At 38.7% G+C, this 17223-nt stretch carries 11 protein-coding genes; 4 read left to right on the top strand and 7 right to left on the bottom strand.

From position 1 onward, the window contains the following. The first annotated feature begins 192 nt into the window (after positions 1-192). A complete protein-coding gene (locus QUE72_RS13395) occupies positions 193-1140 on the top strand; it encodes a homoserine O-succinyltransferase (protein WP_286269516.1) in 948 nt (315 codons plus the stop codon). Positions 1141-1154: 14 nt separating this feature from the next. Then, positions 1155-4847 (top strand): methionine synthase, encoded by a 3693-nt coding sequence (gene metH, locus QUE72_RS13390; protein WP_286269513.1) that lies wholly within the window; start codon positions 1155-1157, stop codon positions 4845-4847. Between the two features lie 91 nt (positions 4848-4938). On the opposite strand, the gene QUE72_RS13385 is transcribed toward metH, so the two are convergent. From QUE72_RS13385 to radA, 3 genes are all read right to left on the bottom strand, one after another. Further along, positions 4939-7026 (bottom strand): M13 family metallopeptidase, encoded by a 2088-nt coding sequence (locus QUE72_RS13385; RefSeq protein WP_286269512.1) that lies wholly within the window; start codon positions 7024-7026, stop codon positions 4939-4941. Positions 7027-7236: 210 nt separating this feature from the next. Then, on the bottom strand, positions 7237-7647 hold the full coding sequence (locus QUE72_RS13380) for a hypothetical protein (RefSeq protein WP_286269511.1): 411 nt from the start codon (positions 7645-7647) through the stop codon (positions 7237-7239). Between the two features lie 37 nt (positions 7648-7684). Further along, on the bottom strand, positions 7685-9046 hold the full coding sequence (gene radA / locus QUE72_RS13375) for a DNA repair protein RadA (protein ID WP_286269509.1): 1362 nt from the start codon (positions 9044-9046) through the stop codon (positions 7685-7687). A gap of 146 nt (positions 9047-9192) precedes the next feature. Here radA and QUE72_RS13370 point away from each other — a divergent pair, with 146 nt between their 5' ends. Beyond that, positions 9193-11658, top strand: coding sequence for a PilZ domain-containing protein (locus tag QUE72_RS13370; RefSeq protein ID WP_286269508.1), 2466 nt, complete (start codon positions 9193-9195; stop codon positions 11656-11658). 77 nt (positions 11659-11735) lie between these two features. Here QUE72_RS13370 and serB read toward each other — a convergent pair whose 3' ends face one another. Then, positions 11736-12764, bottom strand: coding sequence for a phosphoserine phosphatase SerB (gene serB, locus QUE72_RS13365; protein WP_286269507.1), 1029 nt, complete (start codon positions 12762-12764; stop codon positions 11736-11738). 111 nt (positions 12765-12875) lie between these two features. Here serB and QUE72_RS13360 point away from each other — a divergent pair, with 111 nt between their 5' ends. Further along, the gene (locus tag QUE72_RS13360; protein WP_074496000.1) at positions 12876-13475 is read left to right on the top strand and encodes an AhpA/YtjB family protein; all 600 of its coding nucleotides are present in this window, start codon (positions 12876-12878) and stop codon (positions 13473-13475) included. A gap of 6 nt (positions 13476-13481) precedes the next feature. Here QUE72_RS13360 and QUE72_RS13355 read toward each other — a convergent pair whose 3' ends face one another. From QUE72_RS13355 to argS, 3 genes are read right to left on the bottom strand one after another with little or no spacing between them, the layout of a single operon-like run. Then, the gene (locus tag QUE72_RS13355) at positions 13482-14267 is read right to left on the bottom strand and encodes a TatD family hydrolase (RefSeq protein ID WP_286269506.1); all 786 of its coding nucleotides are present in this window, start codon (positions 14265-14267) and stop codon (positions 13482-13484) included. 29 nt (positions 14268-14296) lie between these two features. Then, the gene (locus tag QUE72_RS13350) at positions 14297-15415 is read right to left on the bottom strand and encodes an HDOD domain-containing protein (RefSeq protein ID WP_286269505.1); all 1119 of its coding nucleotides are present in this window, start codon (positions 15413-15415) and stop codon (positions 14297-14299) included. A 10-nt stretch (positions 15416-15425) separates the two neighbouring features. After that, complete coding sequence (gene argS, locus QUE72_RS13345) at positions 15426-17165, bottom strand: arginine--tRNA ligase (RefSeq protein ID WP_286269504.1); 1740 nt, start codon at positions 17163-17165, stop codon at positions 15426-15428. Positions 17166-17223: the final 58 nt, after the last annotated feature.

Here is a 17223-nt window from a genome sequence, read left to right as displayed (position 1 = left end):
TGTTACTGGGTTTTTTAGTGATCAAAAATACCTATATCAGACAGTTTCAATCTAAATTATACATAACTGTTTTAGACGTCTATACGTTTAGATGTTGACATAGCTAGCAATCCAAGGCACATTACACACTATAATAATCTGTAAAGGTTATCTTCGAGAAATACAATACGAATCGACTCTTGGGTGTATGCAATGCCAATTAAAATTCCTGATCAACTACCTGCCTTACAAGTTCTTGATAATGAAAATATATTTGTTATGTCAGAACATAGAGCTATTAATCAAGAAATTCGTCCCATGGAAGTGGCGATTTTAAACTTGATGCCTAATAAAATTGAAACGGAAGTACAAATTTGTCGAATGCTGTCAAATACGCCATTACAAATTAATATTGAGTTTGTCCGTATTAATACAGCAGAATCTAAACATACCCCACAAGAGCACCTAGATAATTTTTATCGTTTATTCGATGATATTAAACATAAACAATATGATGGTCTTATTGTTACAGGGGCACCACTTGCTTTATTAGAATACGAAAAAGTCACCTTTTGGGATAAAATTTGTGAAGTATTTGATTGGGCTGAAAGAAATGTTACATCTACAATGTTTTCGTGTTGGGCTGCGCATGCCGCTTTGTATCATCATTATGGCTTGAACCGTCACTTACGACCTAAAAAATTATCAGGCGTTTATCTTCATTCTCCTTTAGATGCAAAAGAAGATTTAACTCGTGGATTTGAAGATTACTTTAATGTGCCTCATTCCCGTTATGCTTATATTGATAAGGCTGATTATTTGTCAGTGCCAAATTTAACCGTAGTGGCTGAGTCGCCTACAGCTGGAGTATATCTGGCCGTTAGTAAAAATAAGCAGCAAGTATATTTAACGGGACACCCAGAATATGATGCGACTACCTTAGATGATGAATATCATCGTGATCTAACAACCTCAGAAAATGCTATAATGCCCGAAAACTACTACCCAGAAAATGACGTTAAACAAAAGCCAATGTGTAACTGGAAAAGCCACGGCAGTCTTTTATTTACTAACTGGCTAAACTATTACGTTTATCAAATTACACCCTATCAGCTTGATGCTAATAATATTCAGGCAATTCATCCTAGTCATCAACGTTAATAAAGAGTCATTACATGCAACATTCAACCTCCTTTTCATTAATGAAACAGCAATTAGAAAACCGCATCTTAATTCTTGATGGCGCTATGGGGACGATGATCCAAGCTTATAAATTGGAAGAACAAGATTATCGTGGTGAGCAATTTGCTGATTGGCACTTAGATGTTAAAGGTAATAACGATATGCTGGTGTTATCGCAACCAGATATCATTAAAGCTATTCACAGCGAATATCTTGCTGCAGGCGCTGATATTATTGAAACAAATACTTTTAATGCCACTACTATCGCAATGGCTGATTATGACATGGAATCCCATAGTGCAGACATTAATAAAGTGGCTGCGGCATTAGCCCGTGAAGTCGCCGATGAATTTACCGCAAAAGAACCGCACAAACCACGTTTTGTTGCGGGTGTGTTGGGCCCAACGAATAGAACTTGTTCTATCTCTCCTGATGTAAATGACCCTGCGTATCGAAACGTCACTTTTGATCAGTTAGTTGAAGCATATAAAGAATCAACTCATGCGCTTATTGAAGGAGGTTCGGATCTTATCTTAATTGAAACGATCTTTGATACCCTAAATGCGAAAGCGGCTATATTCGCTGTTGAAACAGTATTTGAAGAGTTAGGTATTAAGTACCCCGTCATGATTTCGGGCACGATTACTGATGCTTCAGGCCGCACTTTATCAGGGCAAACAACTGAAGCGTTTTATAATTCATTAAGACATGCAAAGCCAATTTCCTTTGGTTTAAATTGTGCATTAGGGCCGGTTGAACTCAGGCAATATGTGCAAGAAATGAGTCGAATCTGTGACTTTGCCGTATCAGCACATCCTAATGCTGGTTTACCTAATGCTTTCGGTGAATATGATTTTAGCGTTGAAGACATGAATACTCATGTAGAAGAATGGGCGCAATCGGGTTTTTTAAATATTATTGGTGGTTGTTGTGGAACCACACCTGAACATATTAAAGGTATGGCTGCCACAGTTGCGAATATTGAACCTCGTGCTATCAGTACTAAGAATATTGCTTGTCGATTATCAGGTTTAGAAGCGCTGACTATTGATAAAGACTCATTGTTCGTTAATGTGGGTGAACGAACTAATGTGACAGGTTCAGCGGTTTTCCGTCGATTAATAACGGAGGAAAATTATGAACAAGCTATTGCTGTTGCACTTCAACAGGTTGAAAACGGTGCACAAATCATTGATATCAACATGGATGAAGGAATGTTGGATTCACAAGCGGCAATGGTTAAATTTTTAAATTTGATTGCTGGTGAACCTGATATTGCAAAAGTGCCGATTATGCTCGATTCGTCTAAATGGGACATTTTGGAAGCAGGATTAAAGTGCATACAGGGCAAAGGGGTAGTTAATTCAATTTCATTAAAAGAAGGTGAAGATCAATTTAGGCATCAAGCGAAGTTACTCAGACGTTATGGCGCAGCCGTTATCGTGATGGCTTTTGATGAAGCAGGTCAGGCTGATACTCGAGAGCGTAAATATGAAATTTGTCATCGTGCATACCATATTCTTGTTGATGAAATAGGCTTTCCAGCAGAAGATATAATTTTTGATCCTAATATTTTTGCTGTTGCTACAGGTATAGATGAACATAATAATTACGCGGTCGACTTTATTGAAGCGGTAGGCGACATTAAACAAAATTTACCTCATGCAATGATTTCAGGTGGTGTGTCAAACGTTTCATTCTCGTTCAGAGGTAATAACCCTGTTCGTGAAGCAATACATGCTGTGTTTCTCTACCATGCGATAAAAAATGGTATGGATATGGGGATTGTAAATGCAGGGCAATTGGCGATTTACTCAGATTTACCTACAGATCTAAAAACCGCCGTGGAAGACGTTATCCAAAATAGTGATGATGGAGCAACGGAACGATTACTTGAACTTGCTGAAAAATTCCGAGGTCAGGGGGGGACAAAAGATAGTAAAGTTGATCTCTCTTGGCGTGAACTTCCGGTAATTAAACGGTTAGAGCATGCATTAGTAAAAGGGATAAATGAATTTATTATCACTGATACCGAAGAAGCGAGAATAGAAGCGAAGAGACCGTTAGATGTAATTGAAGGGCCATTAATGGATGGCATGAATGTTGTCGGTGATTTATTTGGCGCAGGTGAAATGTTTTTGCCGCAAGTGGTGAAATCTGCACGAGTAATGAAACAGGCGGTTGCTCATTTAAATCCTTATATTGAAGCCGAAAAAACTGAAGCGCGTTCAAATGGTAAAGTACTTTTAGCGACGGTAAAAGGTGACGTTCACGATATAGGCAAAAATATTGTCGGTGTAGTGTTACAGTGTAATAATTTTGATATTATTGATTTAGGCGTGATGGTTTCATGTGATGACATTTTGCGTGTAGCAAAAGAAGAAAATGTTGATGTAATTGGCTTATCGGGTTTGATCACGCCATCGTTAGATGAGATGGTGCATGTAGCAAAAGAAATGGAACGTCAAGGCTTCAATTTACCTTTACTTATAGGGGGCGCTACCACGTCGAAAGCGCACACAGCGGTAAAAATTGAACATCAATATAAACAGCCAGTGGTTTACGTTCCTAATGCTTCTCGATCAGTTTCCGTCGTGAGTAATTTATTATCGGCAGAGCTACGTACAGACTTTATCGCAAGACAAGATAAAGAATATGAAAAAGTACGTGAACGCCACTATAAAAAAGGACCTCGTTCAAGTTTGATCACCTTAGATCAAGCGCGAAGTAATCCTGCACCGATTAGTTTTGACAATTACATACCGAAAAAGCCAAACCATCTAGGGGTCACAGTGCTTGATTCTCTTGATTTAAACATTGTGCGTAACTATATCGATTGGACACCATTTTTCATGACTTGGCAGTTATCGGGTAAGTATCCACTGATATTAAAGCATGAAGTGGTAGGTGAAGAGGCAACTAAATTATTCAATGATGCTAATGCGATGATTGATGATGTGATTGCTAATAACAAATTACAAGCTAAAGCCGTCTTTGGATTATTTCCTGCTTATCGTGAGCAAGACGATCTGTGGGTCTTTGAAGATGAAGCAAAACAAACCCCATTGATGCGTTTACATCAGTTAAGGCAGCAAAGTAAGAAGCCTTCAGGACAATTTAATCGTTGCTTAGCTGATTATGTGGCGGATAAGGACAGTGGCGTTGCTGATTATATGGGAGCATTTGCTGTTTCAGCGGGTTTTGGTATTGAAGCGCTTACTAAAGCATTTGATGCTGAGCATGACGATTATAATAGCATTTTAATAAAAGCGGTTGCCGATCGTTTAGCTGAGGCTTCAGCTGAATATCTTCATGAAAAAATTCGTACAGAATATTGGGGCTATGCAGCGGATGAGTCGTTAGCGAATGAAGACTTAATTCGTGAAAAATATCAAGGTATACGCCCTGCACCTGGTTATCCTGCTTGTCCTGATCATACGGAAAAGGGCATGTTATGGAGTTTACTTAATGTTGAAGAAAATATCGGTATGGAACTTACTTCAAGTTATGCAATGTGGCCTGGCGCTGCCGTTAGTGGTTGGTACTTTGCTCACCCTGACAGTAAATACTTCGCTGTTGCTAAGGTGGCAAAAGACCAAGTATTAGACTACGCTGCGCGTAAGGAGATGACCCTTGAACAAGCTGAGCGTTGGTTGTCTGCGAACTTAGATTACGAACCCGATTAAAGGTTATACCGTTTGATATAATTTCTATATTTTTAGAATAAAAAAAACCGGCAAATTTGAAGCCGGTTTTTGTTTGCTTACTCTTTGTGTGTTACCAAATACGTACACGATCTTCTGGGGCTAAATAAAGCTTATCACCTTCTTTAACATCAAATGCTTTATACCAAGCGTCGTGGTTTCTTGGTGCAAGAGCACGAAAACGCCCTGGTGCATGTGTACCTGCACGAAGCTGACTCAACATACTTTTCTCAGTGCGTTTCTCTTTCCATACTTGTGCCCATGCGAGGAAGAAACGTTGATCACCGGTTAAGCCATCAATGATAGGCGCTTCTTTACCGTTTAAGCTTAGTTTATAAGCATGGTATGCCATCGCGATACCGCCAACATCACCAATGTTTTCACCTAGGCTGTTTCGGCCATTTACAAAGTTTTCTGGAATAGGTTCGTACTTGTTATATTGTGCTGCAAGTTGATCAGCTTTTGCATCGAATGCGGCACGATCTTCGTCTGTCCACCAATTACGTTGAATACCGTTAGCATCTGATTTTGACCCTTGATCATCAAATCCATGGCCCATTTCGTGACCAATTACTGCACCGATTCCGCCGTAGTTTACCGCAGGATCTGCATTTGGATCGAAAAATGGTGGTTGTAATATTGCTGCTGGGAATACAATTTCATTAAATGAACTGTTGTAATAGGCGTTAACTTGTTGTGGTGTCATACCCCAACGATTACGATCTGTTTTTTCTAATTCTTTGGCCGCACTGTCAGCACGGAAGAATTGGCGAATGTTTTTAATATTGCCAAGTAAATCTTTACTTGAGATTTCAAGACCGTCAAATGACTGCCAAACATCAGGGTAACCAATTTTTGGATTGAAAGCGGCTAGTTTTTCATGAGCGTTTACTTTTGTTTCTTTGCCCATCCAATCTAATCCATCAATACGCTCGCCCATGGCTTTTCGTAAATTTTCAACTAACTCAGACATTTGCTGTTTAGATGACTCAGGAAAGTATTTATCTACGTACACTTTACCAATGGCAAAACCAAGAGATTGTGTACCAGACATTTGAGCTACAGCACGTTTCCAACGAGGACGAGGTTCTTGTTGGCCGCGTAATTCAGTACCGTAAAACTTGAAGTTAGCCGCGTAAATATCTTCAGCTAGTAATGATGAGTTATTAGAGATGGTATGGTAAGTCATATAGTCTTTCCACACACTTAGCTCTTCATCATTAATTAAGCTGATCATCGCCTTAACAGGCTCAGGCTGTGAAATATTTAATTGGGGAACTTTATATTCTGTTTGAGCAAAGTATAGATCCCAGTTAAAACCAGGGTATTCTTTTGATAAATTAGCACGTTCAATCTGGTTTAACGTTAAGTCGCGGTTACGTCGTTTTTCTCTCGGCCAGTGGCCTTCGGCAATTTTCGTTTCTAATGCTAAAATGGCTTTTGCTTTTTCTTCACCGTTTTCAACGCCAGCGAACGCAAGCATTTCAGCAATGTGAGCGACATAAGCAGCGCGCGTTTTTTCAAATCGTTCGCTGTCTACTAAATAATATGAGCGATCTGGCATACCTAATCCGCTTGCACCGATAGACATTTCATACTTGTCAGGGTCTAAACGGTTAAACCACATACCACCACTTAATGGACTTGTCGTACCGGTTAACCATGCTTGACCAAACATTTTTGTTAAATCATCAACAGAATCAACGGCTGCAATGTCATCAAGAGTCGATTGAATAGGGGATAGTCCAAGTTTGTTGATGGTTTCAACATCCATGTAGCTGTGATAAAAATCAGCTACCTTTTGTTCTTCAGCATTTAAGTTATCGCGTGAAGTTACATCATCAATTATTTCTTTAACTTGTTTTTCGCTGCGCTCTGCTAACGCGTTAAATGCACCATAGCGGGTTTTATCTGCTGGCATTTCGTAATTATCGTACCAGTTGCCACTAGCGTACATGAAGAAGTCGTCGCCTGGTTTAACGGTAAGGTTACGAGCCGTTAAATCTACACCGAATGAACCTAGTTCAGCTTTGGCTGTTGTGCTAGTTTCTGCGGTATTTTCAACGCTAGCTTCTTGGCTAACGGTCGTTGAGGTCGTTTGTTCGCTACATGCGCTTAGCAAGATTGTAGCGATAGAAATGGCTAAAAGTGATTTTTTCATAGATGTCTCTTATCGTTTTTATAAGTCATTTTTACGCTACTTATAATGGCGACTAGCCCAATAAAGTCAACCATGAACCGCTAAGTAACCTAATTGATAAGATTAATAACCAATTTTTGAATGATAAAATAAATTAAAACAAGTAAATATCTACTTCATGATCTACCTTCTTCGTTGAAGCACAGTGAAGAATAGCTGGTTTTGTAATCTTTATTGTACTTTTTGCCAAATTTCATACTCAACGCGTTTGCCATCATGCCAGCGTGAGTTATGCCATTGGTCATTTTTCATCTCATAGTGAAAGGTGTATACACCATTACCCTCTAAAGGGTATGACGCCATACTTGGTTTTTCGCTATAGGTGGTGTTGGTAAATTGATAACTACCTGTGCCTGCGGCCCAAAATTTATCTTGTGAAAAAGTAACGAAACTAAAATGTTTTTCACCAATGACCTTTTGAGAACGTATTCCAATTGATTTATATGTAATGATTTCATTTTTATTATTAACATATTCACCTGAAACTAATTGCCAAGTGCCGATAAAGGGATTGTTACTTGCCCAGCCACACAGAGATATACAGCTGAGGCTTAGGATGAGTATTGCGTGGTTTACTTTCATTGTAGTTTCCTGGTTATTTAGAGCTTTTTAATATGCGTTAAATGACTTCTAATGCGTCGCTAATTTTTTTTACGCCAATAACTTCCATTCCTTCAATACGATCTTTAGGCATATTTGCAAAAGGTACAATGGCGCGTTTAAAACCATGTTTTGCCGCCTCGTTAATTCGCTCTTGGCCACTGGGTACTGGCCTAATTTCTCCAGATAAACCTACTTCGCCAAATACCACTAAATCTTGTGGCAAGGCTTTATCACGAAAGCTTGACACTAACGCTAACATGAGTGCTAAATCTACACTGGTTTCAGATACTTTTACACCACCCACAACATTGACAAAAACATCTTGATCATTCATTTGTAAGCCGCCATGACGGTTTAAAATAGCCAATAACATGGCGAGGCGATTTTGTTCAGCACCAACGGCAACTCTTCGTGGGTTACCTAAGGCTGAATGGTCAACAAGCGCTTGAATTTCAACTAATAACGGCCTTGTTCCCTCCCAAAGTACCATGACGATACTCCCTGGTGTTTGTTCTTCGCTTCGGGTGAGAAAGATTGCAGATGGGTTTTTAACTTCTTTTAGGCCTGTACCTGTCATGGCAAACACGCCTAATTCATTCACTGCGCCAAAGCGGTTTTTATTTCCACGTAAGGTGCGATAACGGGAGTCGGTACTGCCTTCTAGCATAATAGAGCAATCAATACAGTGTTCTAATACTTTTGGCCCAGCTAAAGCACCGTCTTTTGTCACATGACCCACTAAAATCATGGCAACATGGTTTTGTTTAGCAAAACGAGTGAGAAAAGCCGCCGCTTCCCTAACTTGTGATACGCTGCCAGGCGCTGATTGAATATCTGCCATATGCATCACTTGAATAGAATCGATGACCATGATTTTAGGTTGCTCTTTCTCAGCAATATGACAAATATTTTCTACACTTGTTTCCGATAACAATTTTAACTTTTCTGCAGTTAGGCCAAGCCTTTTAGCGCGCATTGCAACCTGTTGTAATGATTCTTCACCGGTAACGTATAAAGCAGACATCTGTTCGGAAAGGGCACACATGGTTTGCAGTAATAATGTTGATTTTCCCGCGCCTGGTTCACCGCCGATGAGAATAGCGCTACCAGGTACAATACCGCCACCTAATACGCGGTCGAACTCTGCAAAACCTGCGGAAAATCTGGGTAATTCTGCTAAATCAATGGTATCAAGCGTTTGAACTTGTGCTTCAGTTTGACCAGCATAGCCTACATAGCGTTGCTGTTTATTTGAAACCTTTGGTTGTCTAAATTCTGAAATGGTATTCCATGATTTACACTCATTGCATTGTCCAAGCCAACGAGAGTAATCAGCGCCACATTCTGTGCAGACGTAAGAGGGTTTATTTTTTGCCATTGTATAAAAGGTACGCTTATTGCTTTAAAAAATTAGATTAAGTGTATTAAAAGTCAACTTAGTGTATGACATTTAACTGATTCACATTATAATGATTTCGACTATAGGTATAGCCTTAACGTAATTGTACTAACTTTGATGAGCAAATGACTAAAGATTTTTCAAAATATCAAGCGATAATCGATGAATTTTCCGGTACTGTCACGGCTGAGGATTTTGAATCTCGTTTTAACGAAGCAACAGTAAAGTTACCAAAGTCTGATCGCTTTTTAGTTAAAATGGAAGTTAAGCGCCTTGCAACACCGTGTACGCGTTTAATTGACTTACGTGGGCATGTTGATGGTGAGTGCCGCCCATATGTACATGAAAATAGAACGCATTATCTTGATGATATTGCAATTAGGGCCTTTGAAGATACCCTCGAATTATACGGTGGTTATACGCTAGCTGTTTATGAAGCGGTGATGAACACTGAAAACAATTTTAGAGTGATGTACCATCGTGAAAAAGATCAGCTTTCTGGTACTGTACCTCCTAGCCCTGCTCCTAAAGCTAAAGTGTTTGAGAAAACGCAATATCCTGCAGAGTTACTGCGATTTGGACCTTACTTTAACCGCAAAGAAGAGCGGATGAATTTCGCTATTCCATTAATCGTTGAGCTTCCTGATGGTAAAGAAATCGAAGTTTCCAGTTCAGATATAAGCGTGCATGGTTGTAAATTCCGTTATAGTGGTAAACATAAAATTACCATGCGTCATGTACTCACAGTGCGCTTTACAGGGCTTGAGAATGATTTTCAGTTTGGTAAAAATAGTCATTATCGTTATCAAGTTAAAAATATTCAATTAGTTGATAACGTACAATTAGTAGGGCTTGAACGAGTACCTGATAGCGATGTAAAACGGGATGGTTTTCGGCAATTTCTTGCCGGCTTTATTCAAGGCAATAAACGTCGATATAAGATCAATTTAGATAACACAATTTCTGCCCTACATTCTAGATGTATTGAACAATTTGTGTTACCTAAATCGAATGAGTTGCCTATTTTTATTGAAGATACCGATGATGGCATTTTGCCAAGGTACGTGTTGACTTGTCATAACAACCAAGGCACCTTTCAATATTGGCAAGATGAGTCTCGCCACAGTACAGTAAACTATCTTGTTACCCCTGAACGTTTATTACGCATTAAAAAGCACGCTTCAAAGCATTCACCATTACTCGTGTATAGTTTTGTGCATGACAGTAATGGCAAAGCATATTTTTATACTGCAGATTCTATTCAGCTTGAAGATGACGATGTTTTTAGAATGCATTTTTTTGGGTTTGCAGCCAATAAAGCAAGTTTTGCTGTTCATCAACTTTATACGTTACCATTAGATGAATCATACGCTGAATCTCCGTTAACGTTGGCGAATAGTCTTGCTAAACGTGATCAACACTTGAATCAGCCTATTACTGAAGATGTTTTGTTATCGATATCTAATTTGTCGATGCTGGTGATTGCACAACGTATTGACTCTCCAGAGATTATTGACTTTTATAAAGGGTTCAATTTTGATGATATCAATACAAATAAACTGAAAAATTTTGGCCATAAAAGATTGGCAGAACCTTTGGCGATAGATGACGTTGGTATTAACTTTAATAATCAACGACAAGAGCCTAGGTTTAAGTACAAAACACCTCTTGCTGTCTCCTCAGAGGGGGTTCAGTGGCAGGGGATATCTGAAGATTTTTCAACCTCTGGTTTGAAAGTTGAACTAGAAAAGCCTTGTGTATTAACTCGCGGCAACATCATTAATGTTTCTTTTATGCAGCTGCAAAAGATTACCTCGTCATTTGATTTAAATGAGTTGCCTTACGAGGTCATGCGAGTTAGTAAAGATAAAACGGTTTTACATTTACGTGTTTATGTTGAAAAGCATAAACACATAGGGCGCTCCTTTTTTAAAGCGTTAATTGAAAAAAACCGTGATAAGCTCACTCCCGATGAATACGCGATGTTTAGCCCTGGGTTGGCAAAAGCATTACGTAATATTTATAGTCGCAGTTTACAAACTATTTCAGTCGTGGTGCAAACTAGTGGTAGCCGTTATAAATATGAGACCATTGCAACCAATGATGACGAAAGCCCATTATTACGTCAATGCAAACGGATTAGCGACAGGGTGCATCATTTTAATTTATACCCTGTGCTAAGCCATTTGAAAGCGACGAATTTCTTTAATGAGTCGCTGAAGAAGATGCAACCGGAAGATACATCGATTGATGAAACTTTATATATTTCTATCAATCCAGAAAATGATATTGTTGAACAAGCGGTGAATACAAAGCTTGGTTCTGATCTGCAGTCAGATATGTTTAAAAAAATGTTTATTAAAAATGCATTAAAACGCGGAGAGTTTTATTGTATTCAAATGAAGTTATCTCGTACTGATGATCCTGATATGAAATATTTAAACCCTGAACTTAGTTATATCAGTGCATATGCAATACACCGCGGAAAACAAATCGAACAAGATATATGGAGTGTTGTTGGGGTAGTACAACTTATTGATGTGACGCACGAAGCGCTTAATCGCTATCAATTAATGGCCAATGATATGTGATAGTTCACTCCTGTCCTAATGCAATTTGTTCGTTGAATGTGCTTAATACAAACTCAACGAACGATCTGTCTAAAAACTTATGCCAACCAGTGAAGCATTAAATCTAAACCTGCATTATTGATGGTCGTATCCGCTTGTTTCACCACAATAGGTTTAGCATGAAAGGCTACTCCTAGATGCGCAGCTTTCATCATAATTAAATCGTTGGCGCCATCACCCATTGCAACTGTTTGCGTTGCCTCAATATTAAATGTATTTGCTAATTGTATTAAACATTCGGCTTTTGCTTGCGCATCGACAACATCACCAATGACGTTACCTGTTAATTTTTTGTCTACGATTTCAAGTACGTTTGCGTGTGCTGCATCTAATTCAAGTAGCTGCTGTAAATGGTCGGCAAAATAGGTAAACCCTCCTGAGGCTATGGCGATTCGCCATTTATGTGCTTTTAGGGTATCGACTAGGGTCGTTAAGCCTGCCATTAATGGTAGATTTTTCACTACCTCTGCTAAAATTGACTCAGGAGCATTCGCTAAAGTGGCTACACGTTGATGTAAGCTTTGAGCAAAATCTAATTCTCCTTGCATTGCGCGCTCGGTGACATCCGCTACTTGTTCACCAACACCAGCTAATACGGCTATTTCATCAATGCACTCAATTTCTATAGTGGTTGAGTCCATATCCATGACTAATAAGCCAGGTTGAGATAACAAAGGCGCATGTTGAATAATGGCAGCTTCAATGACTTGATTGCGTGTAAAGTCGGCAAGTGAATTGACGCTTTTCTCCAGTGAGTGGCAGTTAATTGCAAATCGATAACTTGTTAATGAAGCTCTATGATTAATAGCTGTGAGAGCAATCAAGGTAATGTCACATTCGTGTGTAAGTGCTAATAAATCAGATAAGGTTAATGTGGAAAATACCACGAGTTCTATATTGTGATAGGCAATGAATGATGCTTTTTCATCATCCGTAACAAGCAATGCTAAGGCATGTTCATTTAATGTTAACGACTGAGGAAGATTTAGTTCATCTTCTATAAAAACTTGTGATAATTGTTGTTTGGAAAAATTATTTAGCGGGAAGTGAGTTACTATACTAGCCACGGCTCTGCCTTTTAAGTTTAGTTATATTTAGTTGAAAATATTGTCTTGCGTATATTTCATTGTCGAGTATAACACTTTATAGTGTGGTTAACGCGTGACGAGATTTGCTATATGAAACAAAATCAACCGCATTTATACCCTAGATTGTCATCTATTTATAATAAAATAACGCAATTAGCTATAGCGATAATACTTATTGTGCTGGTGATGAACATTTGGGTGTTTAGCTACGGTGATCAACAATCAGCAATTAATGAGCACTTTATTGAGCTTTCAGATGAAGTTGTCAGCCAAATGGCGATCACTAGTTTAACACTATGGCATGAAAACCCAGAAAAATTACAGCAATATATTGATCAAACGACTAACACTCCTTGGATCAAAGATATTTCTATCTATGATGAAACCGGCCAGTTAATACTGTCTAATGTTGAACAACAGTCAGTCCTTGCGCTATATGGGTTAGGGGATTACCTAGCACCTAATGAGTCTCAATATTTACCAGTAGTTCATGAAGTACGTGATGCAACGTTAAAAGGGTATTTACGGGTAACGTTACTTAAAGAGCCGTTTACGCGTTCATTAGAAGCTGCAAGTGATGAACAGTTTGCTGATTTCCGTCTGATGATAATGCTGGCAGGTGTGGTTGGTTTTTTACTAACCCGCGGATTAAATCGTTTTAGCCGTCAAAGTTTTCGTCTAGCCAAGTAATCGTTCTTAAACATGTACAATTTTATCAACATTAACTTCAAGTTGCGTGGCAATATCTTCTGGTGTTTCAACACGCAATAAACATAATTGCTCAAAAACTTTAATGATATTCAGTGGCGAGTTTGGTTGACCTTGCTCCCCCGATAAAGGCATTGCAGGTGCGTCAGTTTCTAACACTAATGTGTCTAATGGGAAGCGTTTAACAGCTTTACGAGTTTTTTCGGCTCTTTCGTAAGTAATTGTGCCACCAATACCAAGTTTAAAACCCATGTCAATATAGGTTTTTCCTTGTTGGTAACTACCAGAAAAACCATGTAAAAAACCACCTGTTTGAGGCTTTTCTTGCTTTAAAATTTCTATGAGCTCGTTATGAGAACGCCGATGATGAATAATGAGAGGTTTATGATATTGCTTTGCAAGTAAAACCTGCTGACGAAAAAACTGTTGTTGTTGTACGAGGTTATTTTGTTCTTTTGCTATTTTTCCATCAATGCCGCATTCACCAATCGCAATAAGATGTTCTTGGTGTTTTTCAATCATCGCTGCTAACTGTTCTAATACTTGAAATGTTAAACCTTTTAGGTACCAAGGGTGAATACCTAAACAGGGTAATATAGTAAGATTTTTTCTGCTTTCTCGCTTCAATGTTAATACTTGCTGCCAGTTTTTAGGAGATACTGCAGGCACTATAATGCGGTGAATATTGGCCTTAATGCATTGGGTAAATAATGCATTTGGATCTTCATTAAGCGGCTGAAAGTCTAAATGGCAATGACTGTCGGTAAATAACATAAGCGTGACCTAAGGGCTGTTAACCTTTGTTACATGAATTTTGCAGCGTTATTTTGTAGTTTTTCTAATTGTGGCTCAAGTTGGTAGTGCGTGACAAATGTTTGATCAATTTCTTTTTTACTCAGTAATGCCTTCGCTAAATAGGTTGCTTGTGAAATGCCAAGGGTGTTACCTAGAAGATTTTCAGGTGTATATTGATATAATACCGCTTCAATCAAGTTGTAGGGAAATCCCCAAATATGTAATAAATAGGCACCAACTTGGCAATGGTCTGTAGAAAATATACGTTGTTCAAGGGCAATATCATCGGTCATTTTTGCATGATGATTAAAAAATGTTAGCGTAAGTTTTTTATCCATTTCAAATAACACTAACTTACCTATGCTGTGTAAAAGGCCTGCTAATAGCGCATCCTGTTTGAGTGTTACTGGGACCAATGATGCTGCTAATTTTGCCGTATTAAGCGCTTTTAATTGCTCATCAATAATTGAGTAATTGGGAATATCGGGCTGATAAGAAAAAAGCTCGGCAGTCATGACAATACAGCTAAGAGTATCAACTCCCATTTTAGTGATCGCTTCGCTAATATTGGTTATAGGCTTATCGCTTTGTGCAAAAGTGTTGTTTGTAAACTGAATGACTTTGGCAGCTAAGGCTGGGTCTTGCGACACTATTTCTGCGATTTTATTTGAATCAACATTCGCTTGCTTGAGTAGGCGATTTAATTGTAAGTAAACTTTGGGCGGGCTAGGTAATGTTTTTACTTGTGCTACTGTTTTTACAACGACTGCTTTTGTGATTTGTTGATGTGCAGAGCCAAGAGCAATAATCGTTTTGATGATTTTAGGCGCATCAATAGGATGGTGATACAAATAATGAGCTGATAAGTCTTCGTTAATGTTACCCTCTGCAATAACGGCAAAGCGTACTACCTGTGGAAATTTAAGCGCAATTGCTTTTAACAAATTCGCTAGGGTAGTACGTATAGGCTTATCAGCGATAATAACCACATCAAAAGCATGCTTTTGCAGCAGCTTTATGCCCATTATCGCGTCTGTAATGTAAGCCGTTTTACATCGGCGCTGTTTTAATAAGGTATTAATGGGAGAAAGTGATTGCTCACCATTATCTATTAGCAACACTTTCATGTCACTTTCCTTACATTCTTTCCATTATATCAATACCAAGAATTTCTAAGCCTTGCTTTAATACATTGGAAACTTGTGCGCAAAGTGCCAAGCGTGCAGTTTTAACCTCAGGTGCAATACCATCTTTTAAAATAGGGCAAGCTTCATAAAAACTCATGTAAAGACTGGCTAATTCGTAAAGGTAATTACATAAAAGGTTAGGTGTACAATCGTTGATCACTGCATCTATTACATCTTCTAATTGTAAGACTTTTAGTGCTAGTGCTTTTTCTTGTGGTTCAATTACTTTAAACGCTGTATTCAGTGATTGTGGCGAAATAGCTGCTTTAGAAAAAATACTTTGAATACGAGAATATGCATATTGTAAATAAGGTGCTGTAGCACCTTCAAAACTTAGCATGGTTTGCCAGTTAAAGATGTAATCGCTGGTGCGGTTTTTTGAAAGGTCGGCAAATTTAACCGCGCCAATGCCAACTTTTTTAGCAATGGTAGCTAATTGTTCGTCGTTGTAATCAGGGTTCTTTTCTTTAATCACACTCTGCGCACGAATAACCGCTTCATCAAGTAATTCTGCAAGCTTGATCGTGCCACCTGTTCTGGTTTTAAAAGGTTTACCATCATCACCCATCATCATACCAAAAGGGCAATGATCATAACGAACATGGTCAGGTAAGAAACCAGCTTTGCGTGCTACGACTTCTACTTGCTTGAAATGTAATGATTGACGAGCATCAGTGAAGATAATAATACGATCTGCTTTTAGTGTCTTGCTACGATAGCGGCAGGCGGATAAATCTGTTGTTGCATATAAATAACCACCGCCTGACTTTTGCACGATAAATACGGAAGGTTCACCATCTTTATTTGCCATTTCATCAATGAAGACAACTTTTGCCCCTTGATCTTCAACGGCAATATGTTGTGCCATTAATTCATCGATAACGGCTGATAAGTCATCATTATATGCACTTTCGCCCATAATATCTTGGCGGGTTAACGTGACATTAAGTTTTTGATAAATCTCTTCGCTATGGGTGATAGAAATATCAATAAATTGTTGCCAAAGTGTAGCGCATTTACTGTCGCCACCTTGTAGTTTAACAACATAATCTCGGGCACGATCGGCAAAACCTTCTTCATTATCAAAGCGAATTTTAGCTTCACGATAGAACGTTTCTAAATCAGCCAGTGCCGTTTCAGCGACTTCATTCGCTTGTAATTTATCGTTAAGGTGAGCGAGCAACATGCCAAACTGTGTGCCCCAGTCACCCATGTGGTTTTGACGAATGACATTGTCACCACGAAATTCTAGCGCCCTAACGACAGCATCACCAATAATCGTAGAGCGTAAGTGGCCAACATGCATTTCTTTGGCTAAATTTGGTGCAGAATAATCAACCACAACATTTTGTGGTTCAGCACGTTGTGTCACGCCTAAATGTTTATCGCTAGCAGTATTGATTAACTGCTTAGTTAACCAGGTGTCAGCTAAATGAATATTAATAAAGCCAGGACCTGCTAATTCAACTTTACTTGCTATGCCGTTAAGATCTAAGTTTTCAACAACTTTTGTCGCCAATTCACGAGGGTTTGTTTTCAGCTTTTTAGCTGCTCCCATTACGCCATTGGCTTGATAATCGCCAAATTGTGGTTTTGTGGAGACACTTACTGCTGGATTTGTATCTTCAGGTAAGCCTGCTGCTACCATCGCTGTAGTGACTCTTTCAGCAAGTAGTTGTTTAATATTCATCTGTTATCTCTATCTATCTGCTAATTCGCACGCTAAAGGAAACCCTAAAGCAATTATT

It is taken from the genome of Thalassotalea hakodatensis (assembly GCF_030295995.1).
GTDB classification, from domain to species: Bacteria; Pseudomonadota; Gammaproteobacteria; order Enterobacterales; family Alteromonadaceae; genus Thalassotalea_C; species Thalassotalea_C hakodatensis.
Note: the sequence above shows the minus strand (reverse complement) of the source record. Positions and strands in the feature narration are given on the sequence as shown.